This is a genomic window from Pseudomonas sp. Ors-4-3C, from assembly GCF_055755035.1.
In genome coordinates this window covers 29209-48480 of record NZ_CM146900.1, presented here as the reverse complement: position 1 = coordinate 48480, position 19272 = coordinate 29209, and the positions used below count along the sequence as shown (strand labels likewise).

Annotated in this window: 14 protein-coding genes and 2 pseudogenes; 4 read left to right on the top strand and 12 right to left on the bottom strand. The window is 60.2% G+C overall.

From position 1 onward, the window contains the following. Positions 1–210 precede the first annotated feature (210 nt). The 6 genes from ACVHNU_RS00190 to ACVHNU_RS00165 all read right to left on the bottom strand — a co-directional run bounded on the left by ACVHNU_RS00190 (position 211) and on the right by ACVHNU_RS00165 (position 10054). A complete protein-coding gene (locus tag ACVHNU_RS00190; protein WP_473018763.1) occupies positions 211–1584 on the bottom strand; it encodes a DUF1329 domain-containing protein in 1374 nt (457 codons plus the stop codon). Between the two features lie 148 nt (positions 1585–1732). Continuing rightward, a complete protein-coding gene (locus tag ACVHNU_RS00185; RefSeq protein ID WP_473018762.1) occupies positions 1733–3691 on the bottom strand; it encodes a DUF1302 domain-containing protein in 1959 nt (652 codons plus the stop codon). A gap of 47 nt (positions 3692–3738) precedes the next feature. Further along, positions 3739–5028 (bottom strand): phospholipase, encoded by a 1290-nt coding sequence (locus ACVHNU_RS00180; protein ID WP_473018761.1) that lies wholly within the window; start codon positions 5026–5028, stop codon positions 3739–3741. Between the two features lie 240 nt (positions 5029–5268). After that, complete coding sequence (locus ACVHNU_RS00175; protein WP_473018760.1) at positions 5269–6837, bottom strand: FGGY-family carbohydrate kinase; 1569 nt, start codon at positions 6835–6837, stop codon at positions 5269–5271. 20 nt (positions 6838–6857) lie between these two features. Next, positions 6858–8453, bottom strand: coding sequence for a glycerol-3-phosphate dehydrogenase/oxidase (locus ACVHNU_RS00170; RefSeq protein WP_473018759.1), 1596 nt, complete (start codon positions 8451–8453; stop codon positions 6858–6860). 5 nt (positions 8454–8458) lie between these two features. Further along, complete coding sequence (locus tag ACVHNU_RS00165; RefSeq protein ID WP_473018758.1) at positions 8459–10054, bottom strand: FAD-binding oxidoreductase; 1596 nt, start codon at positions 10052–10054, stop codon at positions 8459–8461. Between the two features lie 211 nt (positions 10055–10265). Here ACVHNU_RS00165 and gliR point away from each other — a divergent pair, with 211 nt between their 5' ends. The 3 genes and pseudogenes from gliR (at position 10266) to ACVHNU_RS00150 (ending at position 12527) form a co-directional block, all read left to right on the top strand. Continuing rightward, positions 10266–11282, top strand: coding sequence for an AraC family transcriptional regulator GliR (gene gliR / locus ACVHNU_RS00160; RefSeq protein ID WP_027614133.1), 1017 nt, complete (start codon positions 10266–10268; stop codon positions 11280–11282). 149 nt (positions 11283–11431) lie between these two features. After that, positions 11432–11644 (top strand): annotated as a pseudogene (locus ACVHNU_RS00155) (helix-turn-helix domain-containing protein); the annotation flags it as partial. Positions 11645–12161: 517 nt separating this feature from the next. Next, positions 12162–12527 carry a DUF6124 family protein gene (locus ACVHNU_RS00150; RefSeq protein WP_003221460.1) on the top strand — a complete coding sequence of 122 codons (366 nt, stop codon included), beginning with the start codon at positions 12162–12164 and terminating at the stop codon, positions 12525–12527. A 255-nt stretch (positions 12528–12782) separates the two neighbouring features. Here the strand turns inward: ACVHNU_RS00150 and ACVHNU_RS00145 are convergent. Then, positions 12783–13079 (bottom strand): annotated as a pseudogene (locus ACVHNU_RS00145) (glyoxalase superfamily protein); the annotation flags it as partial. A gap of 395 nt (positions 13080–13474) precedes the next feature. Here ACVHNU_RS00145 and ACVHNU_RS00140 point away from each other — a divergent pair. Then, entirely contained in the window at positions 13475–14539 is a 1065-nt protein-coding gene (locus tag ACVHNU_RS00140) for a hypothetical protein (protein ID WP_473018757.1), read from the top strand. 264 nt (positions 14540–14803) lie between these two features. On the opposite strand, the gene ACVHNU_RS00135 is transcribed toward ACVHNU_RS00140, so the two are convergent. From ACVHNU_RS00135 to ACVHNU_RS00115, 5 genes are all read right to left on the bottom strand, one after another. Beyond that, complete coding sequence (locus ACVHNU_RS00135) at positions 14804–15172, bottom strand: glyoxalase superfamily protein (RefSeq protein WP_473018756.1); 369 nt, start codon at positions 15170–15172, stop codon at positions 14804–14806. Between the two features lie 118 nt (positions 15173–15290). Further along, positions 15291–16748 (bottom strand): N-acyl-D-amino-acid deacylase family protein, encoded by a 1458-nt coding sequence (locus tag ACVHNU_RS00130; protein ID WP_473018755.1) that lies wholly within the window; start codon positions 16746–16748, stop codon positions 15291–15293. A 25-nt stretch (positions 16749–16773) separates the two neighbouring features. Further along, positions 16774–17412, bottom strand: a complete 639-nt coding sequence (locus tag ACVHNU_RS00125) for a YdcF family protein (RefSeq protein ID WP_473018754.1) — start codon at positions 17410–17412, stop codon at positions 16774–16776. Then, positions 17409–18083: an HAD family hydrolase gene (locus ACVHNU_RS00120; protein ID WP_473018753.1), complete on the bottom strand. Its 675-nt coding sequence runs from the start codon at positions 18081–18083 to the stop codon at positions 17409–17411. The genes ACVHNU_RS00125 and ACVHNU_RS00120 overlap by 4 nt, the downstream gene beginning before the upstream one ends. A 1-nt stretch (position 18084) precedes the next feature. Continuing rightward, positions 18085–19260: an MFS transporter gene (locus ACVHNU_RS00115; protein WP_473018752.1), complete on the bottom strand. Its 1176-nt coding sequence runs from the start codon at positions 19258–19260 to the stop codon at positions 18085–18087. Positions 19261–19272: the final 12 nt, after the last annotated feature.

The window sequence follows — 19272 nt, the reverse complement described above, 5'->3', positions numbered from 1 at the left end:
GATACAGCCATCGAAGCAGCGAGACTACCACTCGGTTTACGAATCTTCGTTTTCAGGTTGTAACGCCATTTGATCGAGCCTTTGTAGGAGCTGCCGCAGGCTGCGATCTTTTGATCTTGTTTTTAAAATCAAAGTCAAAAGATCGCAGCCTGCGGCAGCTCCTACATGGGTGGCGTTGGATTAGCAGGCCGGTGCGCGTGTTGCCTGCCTCTAGCGCGTCCCGCGCTGGCGTAACGCCGACGGCATGAAATACGCGTCTTCCGGCACCGGTTGCGAGAAGTCCACGGTGGAGGCTTCTTCGTTGTCGAGGTTCTGCACGTAGTAACGCCGGGCCTGCAGGTCGTGGAACACGTCCAGTGCACTCCAGGTGGTCGGCAGGTCGTAGAAGTTTTTCAGGTAGGCCATCGACACCCGCCACAACTCCCCTCGCCCATCGTATTGATCGACCAGCGCCGCGCCCCAGCTGTCCTCGTCGAGAAACAGCACGCGCTTGGAATAGATATGCCGCGCCCCCGGTTTGAGGTTGCCTTCGACCACCCACACGCGGTGCAGCTCGTAGCGGGTGAATTGCGGGTTGAGGTGGCCCGGGGTCAGCAGTTGTGCGTACTTCACGTCGGGGCTGCCGACCTTGTAGTTGTTGTAGGGAATGTAGATTTCCTGCTTGCCCTTGAGCTTCCAGTCGTAGCGGTCCGGCGAGCCGTTGAACAGGTCGGTATCGTCCGCCGTGCGCAGGCCATCGGACGAGGCGATCGGCGTGTCATATGCCAGGTTCGGCGCGCGGCGCACGCGGCGTTGGCCGGCGTCGTAGACCCAGGCCTGGCGCGGGTCCTTGAGCTGATCGAGCATCTCGTGCACCAACGCCGCACCACCGGCCAGCCGCGCCGGACTTTTCACGAAAGCGAGGTAGTAGAACAGGATGTTTTTCAGGTCGGCGTACTGCCCGCCCGGACGGTAGAAGTTGAACAGCGCTTCCTGCTGCGAGGTGACGAGGGCAAAGCTGCCGTTGCGCTGCACCGGGGCTTCGGACGCGCGACGTACCACGTAGATTCCGCGATAACGGGTGATGTGGTTCCACAGCACTTCGATGCCGTCCTTGGGCACCGGGAACGGTACGCCACCGTAGGCATCGGCGAATCCGCTGCCGCCCTCCAGCAGCTTGGCCGAGGTCGCGTTCTTCAGGGTGTTGTCATACAGCCACTGCGGCGCCGAACCCGAGCGACGCGACGGATAGACCGGCATCTGGAACGTGTCCGGGTAGCTGGTGAACAGCGCAATCTGCCCGGGACTGAGGTGGGCCTTGTACTGGTCGAGATTGGCCTTGGTAATGGTGAACAACGGCTTGTCCGCCGCATACGGATCCGGGTGATGTTGGCCCGGTTTGTAGCCGGCGGGCGCCTGGGTGATGCCGCCGGTCCAGGCCGGAATGGTGCCGGCGGCGTTGCCGGCGCGCTCGGCGCCCATGGGCGTGAGGGTGGTTTTCAGTTGTTCGGCTTGTTGCGGGGTGATGGCGGCCAGCGTGCTGCCGGTGACAAGGCCGAGAACGAGTGCCAGCGAGATCTTGGTCAGTCTTGAAGTGTGGAACATGATCTTCTCCGAAGTACAAAAACCTGTGGGAGCGAGCTTGCTCGCGAAAGCGGTTTGTCAGGCGACATCTGTGTTGAATATGCCGGCCTCTTCGCGAGCAAGCTCGCTCCCACAGGGGATGAGCTGCCGCAAAAATTGTGTTTGGTACTCACAAGAAATACTTGAGGTTGAACCCGACGTTGTCGCGGTCGCGAATCCCGTTGTTCTGTCCGCCGCCCCAGAAGTTGGTGTATTGCACCTCGGCTTCGAGCTTGTTCTGGTAGTTGGCCTTGATCCCCAGGGTGTAGGCTTTGCGCCCGTCGATGGTGTTGCCGGCCTGATAGCTGTTGCCCTTGAAGTCGTCCTTGTAGACGACGTAAGGCGAGACGTTGACCCCGGCGTACACGTCGTTCCAGGTGCCGTTGAACATCACCGTGTAGCTGTAGGAGTTGCGGTTGACCTGATCATCACGATCACCGCCGGAGACATAAGAGGTGTTGCCGGTACCGGCGTAATAACGCGTGCTGCCGTCGTAGGCGGTGTATTGCAGACTGCTGCCGCGCAAGTGTTCGGAGGCCAGTTCGAAGATGCCGAACATCGAGTCGAACGACAGCGTCGGGCCGAAGTTGTAGATGCTGCCCAGCGAGGTATTGAACGCCTCCACGCGCTCGGCGTTGTTGATCTCGCTGTCGAGGGTGACCATCTGCCCGCCGACGTTGATCGCCTTGCCGGTCACCGCCACAGCGGCACCGTTGGCCAGGTCGCCGATCAAGTCGTTAGTCGCGGCGATGCCGATCGGCAGGTTCGGCCGGTAGGCAATCTCACCGAACACCGAGGCCTGGCCCAAAGTGGTGTTGAAGCTGAAACCGTACATGCGGATGTCTTCGGCATAGCGCCGATGCGCCTGGATGTTGCCCATCACATCGGCCGTCGCCAGACCGTTGGCCAGCGCCCCGGCCTGACTGCCAGCGACGCTGGAGAGCATGTTGGTCAGGGCATTCATGTCGATGCCTTTGTAGCCACCGAGGTCAGCGGCAATGGTCGGTTCCTTGGCGTGGTAATTGACCAGGTACAGGCCAAACTCGGTGCTGTTCAGCTCCTCGGCGATGTAGCGGAAGGCGAAGCCGAACTGGCCGTCGTTGCGCGCGTTGTAGTCCTTGCCGATCGACGCCACTTTCAGCGTGTTGCCGTAGGCCGGGGTCACACCGTTGGCGTACAGGCCGGTGCTTTTCAGCGCCGGGCCGAGCAACGGGTTGTTGCCCAGTGCGCTGTACAGGCCGATGACGTTGCCGAAGCCCGGCACCGGGGTATCGAGCGCGGTGCCGCTGAAGTTGTTGTAACCGGTGTTGCCGCCATCGGCGAACAGGTCGGTCTGCGAGTAGAAAGTGCCGACCGGGTCGATGCGGGTCTCCTTCCAGTTGGTCTGGTAGAAGCTCTCCAGGGTCAGCGAATCGCTGAGGCCGATGTTGAAGCTCACGGCCTCCACCGGCATCAGCACTTCCTTGACCTCGGCCCCCGGCAAACGGTATTTCGCCGCGTCCACCGGGTTGGTGGTGTTGATCCCGCCGCGATAGAAAATCCCCTCGCCCCAGTTGAACACCTGACGCCCGACCCGTGCAGTCACCGGCATCTGCGCCACGTCCCAGTTGCCGTAGACATAAGCGTCGAGCATTTCGATCCGGCTGCCGGCGATGTCGCGGGCCTGGCTGGTGAAGCGGTCGTCCTGCGGGTAGCTCTGACTCGGCTGCGCCGGGTTGTTGTTGCGGTAGTAATCGTTGCGCTTGTCCATCAACTGGGTGTCGTAGAACGCCGTGCCGCGCAGGAACATCCCGTAGTTCTGGTAGTTGGCCTCCAGCTCCGAAGTGATCTTGTACACCTCGGAAACCAGCCCGGTATCGAAGTTACGATTGCCGTCGTTGGTGTTGACGTCGTCGTTGTTCTTGTCGCGGCCCTGCACCCGCCACAAACGCCCATAGGACAAGGTCGTGTCGATAGAGCCGGTGACTTGATTGTCCAGCACGCTGAACTCCGCAGCCTGCACCGGCTCCACCGCACAGAGTTGCAGCAGCCCTGCGAGGCCGACACCGGGAAGTGCCACGCCAGTGAGGCGCAATCGAGTGTTGATCATGGGTTCCTCCTTCCTTGTTCTTATTGTTTTTTGCGTGGCCGCGACGGCTACGGTGCCAGTCCCGCACGGACATAAATCCGGCTGTGCGCGCCGAAATGCCCGAGCAGTTTGAACAGCTGCTGATTGAGTGCCGGATGCTCGAATGTCTCGCGCTGCACCTGATTGCCGCTGCTGAAACCACTGGTCACCGGGGCCGTCTCCAGCCACTGGCCGATGGCTTCATCGAATGCCGCCGAGTCCTCTACCGACTCGGCGCTGACCACTTCGCGCAAGTAGTCCACCGAGTACGGCGGATACTGTTGGTCTTGAGCGACATCGGCGTAGGCAGCGAGCATCGGATGCGCCTGACCGCCACGCAGCACGCGGCGCAGCCAGGTCGATTGATACTTTTCGATTTCCATATGGCGGGTGGCGACGCGTTCGATCGAGGCTTTTTTATCATCGGCAAAACCGGCCAGCGCCTTGCCTTCCAGCAGCAACAGGCTCGGCAGTTCGACCCCGGGCAGCGGCTTGGCGTGATACGGCTGAGTCAGGTCCTGCACGTGGTGCACGCCCCATCCGAGAAAGCGGTACCCCCAGTAAGGATGGCCAGAGGCGAACGCCAAACGCGCCAGGCCCAGGTACTGATAGGCGCGCCAGTCCGGCCAACTGCGCTGAAGAAATCCGGCAGCGGCATACACCACCGGGCTTTCATGGAAGAAGCCCATGTGGAACGGCGCCTGCGAGCTGTACTGAAAACGCGCATCGCCGAACGGCTGCGGGCCGAAGCCATACAGCGCGCCGACCTCGCCGGGGTTGTCGCTGAACAGATTGATGTCGTGACCGTAATCCGGCTCATCAGCAGCGGTCGCCAATACCGCCAGCGCCGCGACTTTCTCGCCGTCCGCCACGCGAATGAAACGCTGACGATTCCATGGCGAAAGCGTCTGCTCGACCATCACCTGATCGGCACTGAGGTGTTCGCGTTCGGGCAGGTCTTGGCCCGGCAGCGGCTGAATGACCATCGCCAGATGAATGCGCGGATTGAGCCGCAACGCAGTGAGAAAATCGTGGCGCAGATTGTCGCCCGGCACCGCGGGCAGCTTCAGATTGTCGGGGCGCGGCGGGTATTGGGTGAAGTGTTCACGGGCGAAGTTTTCCTGTTGCTCCAGCAGCGCGACCACGGCCGGATATTGCTCGACAAGAAAGCGCTCCAGCGGCTCGACCTCAACCGACGGCGCATCGCGCAGCGCCGGCAGTTCCTGCAACGCCAGATAGCTGCCCACCGTGTGGTTCGACCAGCCCCACGCCGTCGGGGCCATTGCACAAAGCAGCAACAGGAGAAATGTCAGCTTCATTGCTTTTAATTCTTATGGGAGGTGCCGTGGGGGTTGAGCCTAACAACCGCCCCCGGCGCTGACACTGTCCGATCTCACCAGAAAAAGTCTCCGATAGCGCCACATAAGAGGTTCCGATTCCACCGCATAACCTTGTGGGAGCGAGCTTGCTCGCGAAAGCGGTGGGTCAGACAAGACAATAGTGACTGACACTCCGCCTTCGCGAGCAAGCTCGCTCCCACAGGGGACGGTGGTGGTCAGCTAAGCGGGGTAACCGGTGATTTTGCGGATGCTCTGGTACAACGGTTTGAGCTGGCGGTACATGCGCAGGTACACCTCGTTGTACAAACGCTCATAGACTTGCTGCGCCTCGGGCTGCGGTGTGAACACCGCGCCCACCCGCGTCATCGCGGCGATTGCCGTGGGGAAATCCGCATACAAGCCCAACCCCACCGCACAGCAGATCGCCGCGCCCAGCCCCGACGCTTCATACACATGCGGACGCTCCGCCGGCAGACCAAAAATATCCGCCGTCAGCTGCATCGCCGCATCACTCTGCGAACCGCCACCGGCCACTCGCAGGCGCTTGATCGACACCTTCGAGCGCTTCTCGATGTTCTCCAGCCCCTGGCGCAGCGCATACGCCAGCCCTTCCAGAATCGCCCGGTAAATGTGCGCGCGGGTGTGCACGTCGCCGAAGCCGATCATCGCGCCTTTGGCTTCGACACCCGGCTCACGAATCCCCGGCGACCAGTACGGTTGCAGCATCAGCCCCATCGATCCCGGCGGCACCGCATTCACCAACGCATCGAACAGTTGCTCGGGTTCAATGCCCTGCTCTTTGGCCTGCTGCATTTCGCGCAAACCAAACTCGTTCTTGAACCAGCTGACCATCCAGTAACCGCGATAAATCATCACCTCGCAGTTGTACTGATCCGGCACCGCCGAGGGGTACGGCGGGATCAGCGGGACGATTTCCAGATAGCGCGAGCGAGTGCTGGTGATCGTCGCCGTAGTGCCGTAGGACAGGCACACCGTGCTCGTATCGACCACGCCGGAGCCGACCACTTCGCAGGCCTTGTCAGCGCCCGCAGCAATCAGCGGCAGCCCCTCGGGAATCCCCGTGTGACGGCTCGCTTCGGCGCTGATGTAGCCAAGGGTTTCGCCGGGTTTGTGCAAGGTCGGCAATTGCTCCGGACGCACCGCCAGCGCCTGCCATTTCCAGTCGCTGGGCGCGGCCCATTTCAACCGTTTGAAGTCGAACGGCAGGTAGCCGACGCAGCAACCCACCGAGTCGACAAAGCGCCCACACAAACGATGGGTGAGAAACCCCGAGAGCAGCAAAAACTTGTCGGTCGCCGCCCATACTTCAGGCTGGTGTCTGGCGATCCAGTTGGCCTCGGCCTGAGCGCGAAAATAATCCACGGTGGCCTGCGCGCCGACCAGTTTGAACAGCCAGCCCCACGGCCCCTTGATCCCGCCCTCGACTTCGCTCTGGCGCTGATCGAGCCACAGAATGGCCGGGCGCAACGGCTTGCCCTGAGCATCGACATTGATCACCGTGCCGCGCTGAGTGGTCAGCGACACCCCGACAATCTGCGAGCGATCAATCCCGGTTTGCGCCCACACCTGCTGACAGGCCTCGCCGAGTTTCGCCCAATAATATTCCGGGTCCTGTTCGGCCCAGCCCGGTTGCGTCGAGTAATACGCCTGCAACTCGACCTTGCCTTTACCGAGCAGATTGCCCTGCAAATCGAAGAGCAATGCGCGCACGCTCTGGGTGCCGTTGTCGATTGCCAGCAGGTAACGCTTGTTCGGGGGGGTGTCCATGGCGCTCTCTTCAAGGGGCCTCAAGGCGTGGCATCCGGCAGACCGTGATGGCGTTGCCACAACGCCCGGTAACGTTGCAGCTCTTGCTGCCAGTGTGCATCGTCCCAGCCCAGACGTGGCTGGCAGAGTTGGCGGATGGCAGCGAAATGCGCTTCACCACCGCGCGCCAGCAACAGTCCCAGACGGGTGCGGCGCAGCAATAGATCATCGAGGTGCAGGACCATTTCCGCCTCACAGGCGAAGGCCAGCTCTGCCCACAATGTGTCGGTGTTGCCGACCGTTTCGTGGCCCAACTCGGCGATCAACTGCGCCAGTCGCGGCAGATCACGGCCGTGGCGTCCGGCCAGACGTCGCCACTGTTGCGGGCTGAGTCCGGGGATCGGCAGGGGCGCTACAGCGGCAAAAACCGCTGCGCCGTCATCTTCGAAATCGCGGCCAAGCATGTCGGCGCAGGCCTTGAGCACTTCGATGGCTTGCGGGCGAAACGTCGTCAGTTTGCCGCCGGCCAGGGTGACGCAACCCGGCTCCTGCCACAGCACATGTTCACGGGTTTCATTCGACGGTTTGCCTTGCTGTTCACCCGCCGCGCTGCCCACCACCGGACGCACGCCGGACCAGGTCGACAGCACATCGCTCGCCGTCACTTCGGCACCTGGAAACTGTTGCGTGCAAGCCGCCAGCAGATAGTCGAGTTCTTCAGCGCTGATGCTCGCGCTCTGGTCCAGATTCTCGCGATGATCGAGGTCGGTGGTGCCGACCACCGTCGCCCCTTCCCACGGAAAAACGAACACTGGCCGACGGTCGCGCGCATGCAGAAAAGTCAACGCCTGCGCCACCGGCAAACGCCAGCCCGGCAGCAGCAGATGGCTGCCGCGCAATGGCCGCAACTGTCGTGGTGCCTCGGGCAAACGCAGGCGCTCAGCCCACGCCCCGGTCGCCACCGCCAGCACGCCGCAACGCAATTGCAGCGATCCACCCGCTTCGCAGTCCTCGATCTGCACCCCACACACCCGACCGTTTTCGCGCAGCAAATGTTCGACGCGCACCCCGTTGAGCACCACTGCGCCATCGGCCCGCGCTTCGCTCAATACGCGCATCACCAGCCGTGCGTCATCGGTCAGCGCATCGACAAAACAGGTACCGCCGAGCAGGTGATTTTCCTTCACCCCCGGCGCCAGAAAACGCAGTTGCTGCGCATCATGAAAACGATGGCTGCGGCGTCCCGCCAACGCGTCGTAAACCGACAACAAGCCACCGAACACACGCGGCCCGGGAAAGCCGCCGCGATAGTGCGGCATCATGAAACTCATCGGCTCCACCAGCCCCGGCGCTTCGTCGAGCAGACGCTGACGCTCGCGCACCGAATCGCGAGTCAGGCGCCACTGGCCCTTGGCGATGTAACGCAAACCGCCGTGGACCATTTTCGACGATCGGCTGGAGGTGCCCCAGGCGAAATCCCGTTGTTCCAGCAGCAGACAACGCCAGCCACGCCGTGCCGCTTCGCGCAGAATGCCAGCACCGCTGATGCCACCGCCGACGACGATCAGATCCCAGCTTGCGTCGGCCAATGTCGGCAAGGTTTGCTGGCGCCATGCGGCGTTCCAGTCCGGATGCATGACCGTCACTCCTGCAACAGCGTGCCGGGGTTGAGGCGCCCGGCCGGATCGAAGTGCTTGCTCAGCGCCTGCAAGGTGTCCATCGCCAGTGCGCCTTTCTCGCGTGGCAGATACGGCGCGTGATCCTTGCCGACGCCGTGCTGGTGGCTGATGGTGCCGTGGTTGTCGACGATGGTCTGGCTGGCCGCGTGCTTGAGTGCCTGCCAGCGCGCCAGCGTCGCCGGGTAATCCGCCGCCGGGCGAAACACGTAAGTGGTGTAGATGCTCGAGCCTTCGCCGTAGACGTGGGACAGATGGGTGAACACATGCACCCGTTCGCCCTGCGCTGCCAAGGCATCGCGCAGGCTGTTTTCGATGAGGTTGAGCAGGTGGTCGACGTTGTTCCAGTCGGTGGCGGTTTCCAGGGTGTCGACCACGTAACCGGCGTTCCATAGGTTCTCGCGGAGGTAGGGGAAACGGAAGCGGTTCTGCGCCCATTTCTTGCCAAGCAAGGTGCCGGTGAACACGCCACCGAAGGCTTTCAGATGCTGCCGCGCCTGGCTCAGCGACAGCGCGTTTTGCCGGCGGTTGCCGGTCACGCCGAAGGTCAGCAGGCATTTGCCTTCACCGGCACCGCGCAGGTTCAGATACTTCTCCAGCCAGGCGATCTGCTGCGGATGCCCGGCCAGCGCCAGTTGGGTTTCGGTCTCCACCGCGTTCGACAGGCGCAGCATCGACAGCGGCACTCGCGCCTGGGCCAATTGGCGGATAGCTTGCAGCGCCTTGCTCCAACTGGGCAGGAAAACGCCGTAGAAACGCTCATCGGTGGGCAACGGACTGACCCGCACTTTGACCTCGGAAATGATCCCGAAGCGGCCCTCGCAACCGAGCACCACTTCGCGCAGATCAGGCCCCGCCGCCGAGGCTGGAAAGGTCGGAATTTCCAGTGGCCCGGCAAAGGTTTCCAGGGTGCCGCCGGCGAACAATTGCTCGATGCGCCCGTAGCGCAACGACTGCTGACCGCTGGAGCGACTGGCGACCCAACCGCCCAGCGTCGACAACTCCCACGACTGCGGGAAATGCCCCAGCGTGTAGCCGCGAGCGCGCAGCTGACTTTCCACCTGCGGGCCACTGGCACCGGGGCCGAACGTCGCCAATTGGCTCTGCTCGTCGAGATCGATCAGGCGATTCATCCGCGCCAGCGACACGGTCACCACCGGCCGCGTCGAATCCGGCGGATTGATGTGCCCCGCCACCGAGGTGCCGCCGCCGTAGGGAATCAGGCACAGGTCCTGCTCATGGGCGAGGGCCAGCAACTGGCGGATCTGTTCGGCGGTTTCCGGGAACGCCACCGCGTCCGGATAGATGCCCAGCGCACCCTCGCGCAGCGCCAGCCAGTCCGGTAGGCTCTGGCCGCGGGCGTGCAGCAGACGGTCATGGGCATCGACGCTGTACAAGGTGTGCGCCGCCAATCGTGAGAGCGGCACCCGCGCCAATGCCGACTCCAGCGTGGCATCGGGCAACGCGCGCCCGGCCCCCAGCCGTTCATGGAGAAAACTCGCGCCCTGGGCCGGCAGTTCGACCACCGTTGTTGCCTCTCCCCAGCCGTTCCAGCGTCGCATGCGTGTGTCCTTCTTATGCAGTCTGATCAGTGATGTGGCAGGCCTCCATACTAGTCAGCGGCCCAAAAGTGTCACGGTCGCATCCGGCCAGTTCGAGTAGCCAATTGAGTCAAACGTCGCGCAAGTGCCAGCCATTTACTTTAGTCGGGGTTTCAAATTACCTTTCAGGCATTCATTCGCTCACGCAGGCCTTGATCAAGGAATTCGGATCATGCAATCGCTCGGCTTCACCTCGGTTCCGCCGCTGCTCAAATACGTGCGCCATGCCGAGCAACTGGGCATGGCCATCGAGCCGGCGTTGGCGGCAGCCGGATTGCAGGCGCAGCAACTGAGCGACAACAGCCTGCGCCTGCCGGGCGAAACCCATGAACGCCTACTCGATTATTTCTGCGAGCACTCGGGCGATCCGCTGTTTGGTCTCAACGCGGCAAACTTCGTCCTGCCCAATTCCTGGAGCGTGCTCGGTTACATCACCATGAACTGCGCGACCCTGGGCGATGCCATGAGCCGGATCATGCCGTTCGAAAAACTGGTGGGCGACATGGGCGTCAGCCGCGCCGAAGTGCAAGACGGCCACGTGCATCTGATCTGGACTTGCCGCTACGAGCGTCCGCGGATTCGCCGGCATCTGGTGGAAAACGTCCTCGGCTCCTGGCTGCAATATGCACGCTGGATCGCCGACACGCAGATGTCGCCCGCCGCCGTGTGGCTGGAACATCCGTGCCCGCCAGACGCTACCCAGGCGCAGTACGAAGCTTTTTTCGATTGCCCGGTGCTGTTCGAGCAGGCCTATTCGGCGCTGATCGTGCCGCTGGCGTATCTGCAATTACCGCTGCGCCAGGCCGATGCGCAATTGCTGCGCACGCTGGAAGAGCACGCGATGGGTTTGATGGCGACGCTGGAGGATGCGTCGCTGGAGCAGCGGGTCAAAAGCATCCTGCGCCAGTTGCTCAAGGAAGGCTTGCCGCGCAAGGAACAGGTGGCCGAACAACTGGCGGTGTCGGTGCGCACGTTGCAACGCCAGTTGCATCAGGCGGGGACGTCGTATCAGCAGATTCTGGATGATTTGCGTCAGGAGCTGGCGGAGCATTACTTGCTCAACAGCACCTTGCCGATTCAGGACATCGCGCAGTATCTGGGGTTTACCGAGCCGAGGTCGTTTCATCGTACGTTCAAGAGCCGGCGCGGGATGCCGCCGGGGGAGTTTCGGCAGATGCATCGGGGGTGACGGGACTGGCCTCTTCGCGAGCAAGCCCGCTCCCACCGAGGATCTTCAGTGGATGCAGATTTTGTGTACGACATAAATCCCCTGTGGGAGCGGGCTTGCTCGCGAAGGCGCCAGTCGCCATACCAAAAACCCTACTGAGAATTCCTCAGCAACGCCAGTTGCATCAGGCGGGGACGTCGTATCAGCAGATTCTGGATGATTTGCGTCAGGAACTGGCGGAGCATTACTTGCTCAACAGCACCTTGCCGATTCAGGACATTGCGCAGTATCTGGGGTTTACCGAGCCAAGGTCATTTCATCGCACGTTCAAGAGCCGGCGCGGGATGCCGCCGGGGGAGTTTCGGCAGATGCATCGGGGGTGACGGGACTGGCCTCTTCGCGAGCAAGCCCGCTCCCACAGTGGATCTTCAGTGGATGCAGATTTTGTGTACGACATAAATCCCCTGTGGGAGCGGGCTTGCTCGCGAAGGCGCCAGTCGCCTCACCTCAATCCGACAGACAAATCCTCCGCTTCTGTAGCGCAATAAACACCTTCCAGCACACCTGTTTAAAGACACTCAGAGTTACGCCCTACTGCCTACAAATCCTTGCGCCACTGCCTACGGCTACGCCAGAATCCGCCGGCTTGTGCGCTCCGGAGGCCGTCGGTAACTTGAGTCCGTCACTGATTTCCAGTGATCGGGTTTAGTAGCCCGTGGTAATTCTGCTGGTCGTACATTCATCACAGGTGCTCTCGTACCTGAGCTTGATGGTGGCTGTACGTAGGGCGCTTCGGCGCGCCGGCTTAAGCTGAGTTCCCCGGTCTACTAACCTGCGTACAGCTGCCACCCTTTCGTTTAGTAGCAAAGGGGTTGGCGCTCAATGACGGGAACACAGCCTATGTTCAAAGTTACGCCAAACCCACCGGACACCGGTCCGGCCTCCCCCTACGAATCCCCCGAATCAAAGAAATTCCACGAAGCCGCCGAGCGCGCCCTCGACCACTATCTCGGCCCACCGACGCCCGCGATCATGGCCACCCCGTACCAGCCCAATCGTCTCTACATGGCCAACCCGGCCAGCGGCACCGAACCGTTGCTGGCCGACGCCAGCGAAACCCTGGGCTCGGCCACCGTGATGCTCAACGACTTTGCCGGCCTGCTTGAAGGCTCACACCGCAAGACCCTGCAAGGCATCGCGCAAGTAGTGATGGTGGCGGAGATCGCCGTCAACCGGGTGCTGGATCAATTAGTGCCAACCGAGTAACGAAAAAGCCCGCGGCAAAACCTTAGTGGTTTGGCAGCGGGCTTTTTTGTATGGCGTGAATCTTTTTCCCTCACCCCAGCCCTCTCCCGGAGGGAGAGGGGGCCGATCGAGGTGTCTGGCGTCGTACATCGACCTGAATGACCGAGTCGATTATGGATTCGGTAAAGGAGGTTCAGGTCGGCGTATTACTCGAATATCCCAGGGTCAGTCCCCTCTCCCTCCGGGAGAGGGTTAGGGTGAGGGGCTCTTCTCAGCTCAAACACTGATCGCGTTGGTAAACACCAACCGATTACCAAACGGATCAGCAATCGTCATGTCCTGACTGCCCCACGGCATCGCCTGAATCTGTGGGTGCGAGAACTTGTAATCCTTGGCCACCAACTGCTGCTGAAATGCCTCCAGCTCATCGGTCTCGATGCGCAGCGCCGAACCCGGCGTCGCATCGCCATGATGCTCGGACAGATGCAGCACGCACTCGCCACGGGACACCTGCAGATACAACGGGAAGTTCGCTTCGAAGCGATGCTGCCAGTCGATCTTGAAGCCGAGGAAGCTGTGATCTTTCTGACATCCCACATCGATGCCATTCGTCGGCACCTGTCAGATCTGACAGGTGCGCGATACCGGCATACGGTGTCCAATCTCTTTAGCGAGTTCACTCACAATTTTTACTGCCACGCGCGCCAGCATCAGAGAAATGGCCTAGGCAAATCTCAATATGGTGACCACGAAACGGCTGACAGTTCTGGCCTTGAAGAAATCAACGAAAAAAAAACCAACAGACACAGGAGACAGAACCTAGAGCCAACCAATCAATCAGCAATCCCGGCAATGGCAATTTCGGCCAACCTACAGCGAACCGAAATATTTAACAGAACTCTTCAGCGGAGAAATACTGAAAGCTCCCCATTTCAGATTAATAACAAGCACCCCAAGACAACTCTGAAATGGGTGATCAGAATGTATTTAAGATCATGACAAAACCATTAACCACTTCAGAAATCACCACCTATTTTACTGAGAAAAGTAACGACAACCTTCCCGACCCTGCAATTCTAGAGGCGCCGGATGGAATAATTACGTGGCAGACCGTTGAGAAAGGTTTGACATTCAAGATACCTAAGTTTGAAGACATGAGCGCTAGCAGAATTCACGTTCAACTTTCTGGTCTGGAGCCACATTTTGCCATCGAATATAATCATGTCGGAGAGGACAGAGATGTCGAGCTGCCAATATCCGCCAACGAACTCATCTACTTTCAAGGCTATAATGTTCGAGCAGTATATGTTCAATTAGACCCACCACGTCGCCTCTCAGACTTTATTCCGTATGTTGTAACTGCAAGACATGAGGCTCCCGTGATCGACGACATCGACGGAGACTCTCTCCCTTGGAAGGATCTCAGCAAGGGCATCAATATACGAATCAAGGCGTCACACGGCATATCAACAGGCGATCTGCTCTCTATTTACTGTATCGGTACCGGCTATGAAGGTTCCAGCATCATACGCTTTTGGGTTGAAGCTGAAGATCTGGGGAAGGATATAGTCAGATTTATTGATCCGAAATATCTCTACTCCAGCGCCTATGGCGAGATTGTGGTTTTTTTCTCTGTTGAATCGCCAGACAAAAAAGTTACTTATTCGCCCCTGACAAGGCTAAAAATTCAAGATGGTCCTATACCAAAGCCAGAGACCCTTTTCACTAGACCAGAAGGACACTTACCGGCCTCAGCTTTAATTGCCAACCGTATGGCATTTTACCAACCTGCCTACCAGGATATGGCTGTAGGTGATTGGGTGACAATGATCCTGCTGGGTGAACAACGCAACGCGGTCATGACCCTATCCAGGCTCATTACTTCGAGCGATGTGGGCAAAGGCCTGGACTTTTCTTTCCAAAATATAACCGTAAATGGCCTCGGCAGTAATATCGAGCTCCATTTTATTGTAGAAACCCTCGGCCGAATGACGAGAAGAGCTCCCAAATTAATGATTGCACTACACGGTTGAAATAAAAATCCAACTACAAATAGCTCCGACCAGATAAGTCAATGACTCTTAAATGAAAAATCGTTCCAAACAAAAAAACCACTGTTAGCCGCTAGAGCTGCAGTGGTTTTTTTGATTGCGACTGTTCGGCTATCCATGACCTCTCAAGTAGAAGCGACACCTGTACCGATTTTGAATTTAGACAAAACACCTTCATGTCGGCGCATTTCATAATCCTCGAAGCAGTTCCAGCGTTTTGGGCATTAGAGTAAGGCGTTTCTGGGTTCAAACACTGATCGCGTTGGTGAACACCAACCGATTACCAAACGGATCAGCAATCGTCATGTCCTGACTGCCCCACGGCATCGCCTGAATCTGTGGGTGCGAGAACTTGTAATCCTTGGCCACCAACTGCTGCTGAAACGCCTCCAGCTCATCGGTCTCGATGCGCAGCGCCGAACCCGGCGTCGCATCGCCATGATGTTCGGACAGATGCAGCACGCACTCGCCACACGACACCTGCAGATACAGCGGGAAGTTCGCTTCGAAGCGATGCTGCCAATCGACCTTGAAGCCGAGGAAGTCGACGTAAAATTCCAACGCCTTGGCTTCATCGAAGATCCGCAGGATCGGGGTGGTTTTGCCGAAGCTCATGGGGTGCTCCCTGACTGGTTGGCCCAAGAGTTTAGCTGGGCTGGATGTCAGCAATTCGGCTTGGCGATGGCTTTCTTTAATTGCAATGTGCCATCACCGTGACGTACTCCGCGAAACGTCAGCGAAAGTTGTCGCGCAAATCCCCTTCCCGCGCGAGAAACCGCCCTTCCCGACGACCATTCGCCTGCCCATCGCGATAACTCAACACGCCATTGACCCACACCCCGTCAATCCCCTGCGCCGCCCGCTGCGGGTCATTGAAGTCCGCCACATCGCGCACCGTCTGCGGATCGAACAACACCAGATCCGCCCAATTTCCCTCGCGAATCTCGCCGCGCTCTTTCAAGCCAAACCGCGCCGCCGACAGACCGGTCATCTTGTGCACGGCGGTGTGCAGCGGAAAAAGCCCGACATCGCGACTGAAATGTCCGAGTACCCGTGGGAAAGCGCCCCACAGGCGTGGATGTGGGAACGGGTCTTCCGGCAGTCCGTCAGAACCGACCATCGACAGTGGATGCGCGAGGATTTTTCGTACATCGGCCTCGTCCATGCCGTAGTACACCGCGCCCGCCGGTTGCAGGCGCTTGGCGGCTTCGAGCAGTGGCACGTTCCATTCGGCGGCGATGTCGATCAGGTCGCGTCCGCTGACTTCAGGATGCGGCGTCGACCAGGTGATGGTGATGCGGTGGGCGTCGGTGACTTGCTTCAGATCCAGGGTCGAAGAACTCGCCGCGTAGGGATAACAATCGCAGCCCACGTGCTGGGTTTTCGCTGCTTCCTCCAACGCCGCGAGCAACTGCGGACTGCGCCCCCAATTACCGACACCGGCGCATTTGAGGTGGGAAATGATCACCGGGGACTGTGCGTGACGGCCAATGCTGAACGCTTCGTCCATCGCCTCCAGCACCGGTTCGAATTCACTACGCAGATGGGTGGTGTACACCGCGCCGAATGCCGTCAGCTCTTCGGTCAGTTGCTTCACTTCATCGGTGGAGGCGTTGAAGGCGCTGGCGTAGGCCAGGCCTGTGGATAAACCGAGCGCGCCGGCTTCAAGGCTTTCACGCAGTTGCTCGCGCATGGCGGCGATTTCATCTGGCGTGGCGGTGCGGAACAGGTCGTCGAGGTGATTGCTGCGCAGTGCCGTGTGGCCGACCAGTGCAGCGACGTTCAGCGTGGTGTTCGCCGCTTCTACGGCGGCGCGGTAATCGCTGAAGCGCGGATAGACGAACGCCGCTGCGCTGCCGAGCAGGTTCATCGGGTCCGGCGGAGTGCCTTTCAAACTGACCGGCGAGGCGCTGATCCCGCAGTTGCCGACGATCACCGTGGTCACGCCCTGGCTGAGCTTGGGCAGCATTTCCGGCTGGCGGATGACCACGGTGTCGTCGTGGGTGTGCACGTCGATGAAACCCGGGGCGAGCACGCGGCCGGCGGCGTCGATTTCTTCCGTGGCGCGAGCATCGTGCAAGTCGCCGATACGTTCGATGCGCCCGTTGAGAATCGCCACATCGGCGCGGTAGCCGGGCGTGTTGCTGCCATCGATGACGGTGGCATTGCGGATCAGCGTGTCGTACAGCATGTCTGTCTCCCGGCGGGAGTCAGCGTCAACTCCTGCCCTTGATCAAATGGTGATCGAAGCCTTGCTCCACCAGGTACCGCCAGGCCACCTGAACCTCTTCGGGGATGATCTGCTCGACCTGAAAACCCAACGAAGGGTAAACCATGATGCGGTGCACATCGCCGACCATTTCGTCGATCAGGCCCAAGACCCCGATCAGATTGCTGACGTCATCGGGAAATCGGAACGACGGCGCATCCACAAAGGCTTCCAGGCCGGGCCATTGCACGGGCAGAGTCAACGCCACGCGCCGGATCGAATTGGGCTTGGTCAGAAAGGTCGCGCGACGCACGTCGGGAAACATCGCCCGGGCAAACGCAATGTTTTCGGCAAAATTGGTCGCGCGGGTTTCCAGGGTGAACTGCTCTGCCCTCACCCCTTGCATCAACGCGTGTTGGGCAAAAATATCGGCTTCGGTGCGTTCCCACAAATGCCGGGTCCAGTTGCCGGTATTGCCGGTGAACAACAGGTGGGGGGCCACGCCGTCTTTCAGGAGTTGGCAGGCGTAATCGCAGACCCGCAGGTCGTAGGAGCCGCAGACTACGATCAATTCACTGGCGCTGTGTTGGCGCCCCGCACCGAGGAATTTCCAGAGCACGCTGGCGTGCTGCAACGTCAATGTCATGAGCGGGCAAACCTCTGGGTCGGGTGAGCGTTAATGAACAGCGCTCCATCGGCATAACCGTGCGCGCCCACACCGTTCAGCCTAAGCGCAAGCCGGGTGAAATCGGCATACACGCCTGCAGCGCCATGCGCAGTCAGCGTCGGGTCGTCGCCAATGCCGATACACAGCGCACCGCTGCTGATCGCCGACTGCACACCGCTGACCGAGTCTTCGAAAACCAGGCATTCATCACTTTGCCGGCTCAGTTGTGCTGCGGCCAGGCGATAGGGATCGGGGGCCGGTTTGCCGCTGCGCACGTCGTCGCGGCAGATGATGCTGTCGAACGCCGACGTCAGGTCGTGTTGCTGCAGAACGTGCTCGACCCGCGCCCGCCAACTGCTGGTGACCAGCGCCAGGGGCACGGCGTGCTCGCGGAGTCGAGCGATCAACGTCGCGACGCCCGGCACCAGCGCACAGTTCGTCACCTGCTCGATGGCGTCGACTTCACGCTTGATCGCCACCCGCTGTGCTTCGTCGAACTCGGCAAACAGAACCTTGAGGGTATAACCGCCGGGACGGCCGTGGATGTGCTCGTCAATGAACGCCTGATCGACGCTGATCCCGTACTCGCGCGCCACGGTGGTCCAGGCGTGTTCAATCACCTCGCGCGACTGAATGAGCACGCCGTCCATATCAAAGCAGACGGCTGTAAACGTTTGTTGAACCATGAATTGAACTTCGCATTTTCTGATGAGCAATGAACGCCAGCACCGTTCCGACCAACGCGAACAGCGCCATCACGTAGTAGGACCACTGTGGCCGGGTCTGGTACAGGTAGCCGGCGAAAGGTGTGGCCAGGCCCATGGGCAAGGCCACCGCCAGGGAGTAATAAACCCCTTGAGTAAAGACCTGAATATCCTGCGGTGCCTGGTCGCGAATAAAGCGCATGATCGCCGCGTGGTAGGCGGCAAAGCTCAGCGCGTGCAGGCACTGGCCCAGCAGGATCAGCGACACCGCGTCGCTGTTGGAAAACAGCGCCCAGCGCAGCGCCGCACAGACACTGGAAAACATCACCAGGGACAACGGCGCACAAAATGCCAGGACCTTGTTGGAGAGCGCGAACCAGGTGATTTCCGCAATCACCGCCACCGCCCAGAACATGCCGATCGCCGAGGAAGAGAAGCCCTTCACCCCCCAACCGATCGAAGCCGTGGAAAAGTACAGGGTGTGGCTGAGCTGAATGAAGCTGGCGGCAGCAATCGCGATCAGCAGGCTCTTGTGTGCCAACAGCGCTCTCCAGTCCGGCCGTTTGCGCGCCGGGCCGGGCGGCGCCAGATGCGCCCGCGACACTTGGCGCTTCAGGCGCAGACACGCCACGGCGGTGAGTAACATGCTCGCCGCGATCACCAGCGGCACCCACGACTGGCTGTACTGCGCAAACAGAAAGCCGCCGAGGGTCGAGGTCAGGATAAACGCCGAAGAGCCTACCGCACGCACCCAGCCGTAATTCTGCAGGGCCAGTTTGTCGCGCTTGAGCAGGTAAGACTCGGACAGCGGCAGCACCACCATCCACACCCCGCCAAACAGCACACTCAGGCACACGAACATCCATAAGTGCGCCGGGATGAAGTAGAACAGCAACGTACACAACGCGGCGGTAACGCTCAGAACAGCGGCGAGCCGCAACTGATCCACGCGCCAGTCGGCCACATAGGTGATCAGCACCCCGGTCACCACCTGCGGCCAATACGCCGCGGCGATCAGCAAACCGATTTCACTGGCACTGAAGCCCAGGGAATCCAGCCAGGTCGGCCAGAACGGATAGATGATCCCTTCCGCCGCAAAGAACCCGAAAAAGATTAAATACATTCGTTAACCATG

Excerpts from the sequence above, each read along its gene's own strand:
- ACVHNU_RS00115 (WP_473018752.1), bottom strand. The coding sequence starts at position 19,260 with ATGTATTTAATCTTTTTCGGGTTCTTTGCGGCGGAAGGGATCATCTAT.
- ACVHNU_RS00170 (WP_473018759.1), bottom strand. The coding sequence starts at position 8,453 with ATGCATCCGGACTGGAACGCCGCATGGCGCCAGCAAACCTTGCCGACA.
- ACVHNU_RS00165 (WP_473018758.1), bottom strand. The coding sequence starts at position 10,054 with ATGCGACGCTGGAACGGCTGGGGAGAGGCAACAACGGTGGTCGAACTG.
- ACVHNU_RS00150 (WP_003221460.1), top strand. The coding sequence starts at position 12,162 with ATGTTCAAAGTTACGCCAAACCCACCGGACACCGGTCCGGCCTCCCCC.
- ACVHNU_RS00180 (WP_473018761.1), bottom strand. The coding sequence starts at position 5,028 with ATGAAGCTGACATTTCTCCTGTTGCTGCTTTGTGCAATGGCCCCGACG.
- ACVHNU_RS00175 (WP_473018760.1), bottom strand. The coding sequence starts at position 6,837 with ATGGACACCCCCCCGAACAAGCGTTACCTGCTGGCAATCGACAACGGC.
- ACVHNU_RS00140 (WP_473018757.1), top strand. The coding sequence starts at position 13,475 with ATGGGTGATCAGAATGTATTTAAGATCATGACAAAACCATTAACCACT.
- gliR (WP_027614133.1), top strand. The coding sequence starts at position 10,266 with ATGCAATCGCTCGGCTTCACCTCGGTTCCGCCGCTGCTCAAATACGTG.
- ACVHNU_RS00130 (WP_473018755.1), bottom strand. The coding sequence starts at position 16,748 with ATGCTGTACGACACGCTGATCCGCAATGCCACCGTCATCGATGGCAGC.
- ACVHNU_RS00135 (WP_473018756.1), bottom strand. The coding sequence starts at position 15,172 with ATGAGCTTCGGCAAAACCACCCCGATCCTGCGGATCTTCGATGAAGCC.
- ACVHNU_RS00185 (WP_473018762.1), bottom strand. The coding sequence starts at position 3,691 with ATGATCAACACTCGATTGCGCCTCACTGGCGTGGCACTTCCCGGTGTC.
- ACVHNU_RS00125 (WP_473018754.1), bottom strand. The coding sequence starts at position 17,412 with ATGACATTGACGTTGCAGCACGCCAGCGTGCTCTGGAAATTCCTCGGT.
- ACVHNU_RS00190 (WP_473018763.1), bottom strand. The coding sequence starts at position 1,584 with ATGTTCCACACTTCAAGACTGACCAAGATCTCGCTGGCACTCGTTCTC.
- ACVHNU_RS00120 (WP_473018753.1), bottom strand. The coding sequence starts at position 18,083 with ATGGACGGCGTGCTCATTCAGTCGCGCGAGGTGATTGAACACGCCTGG.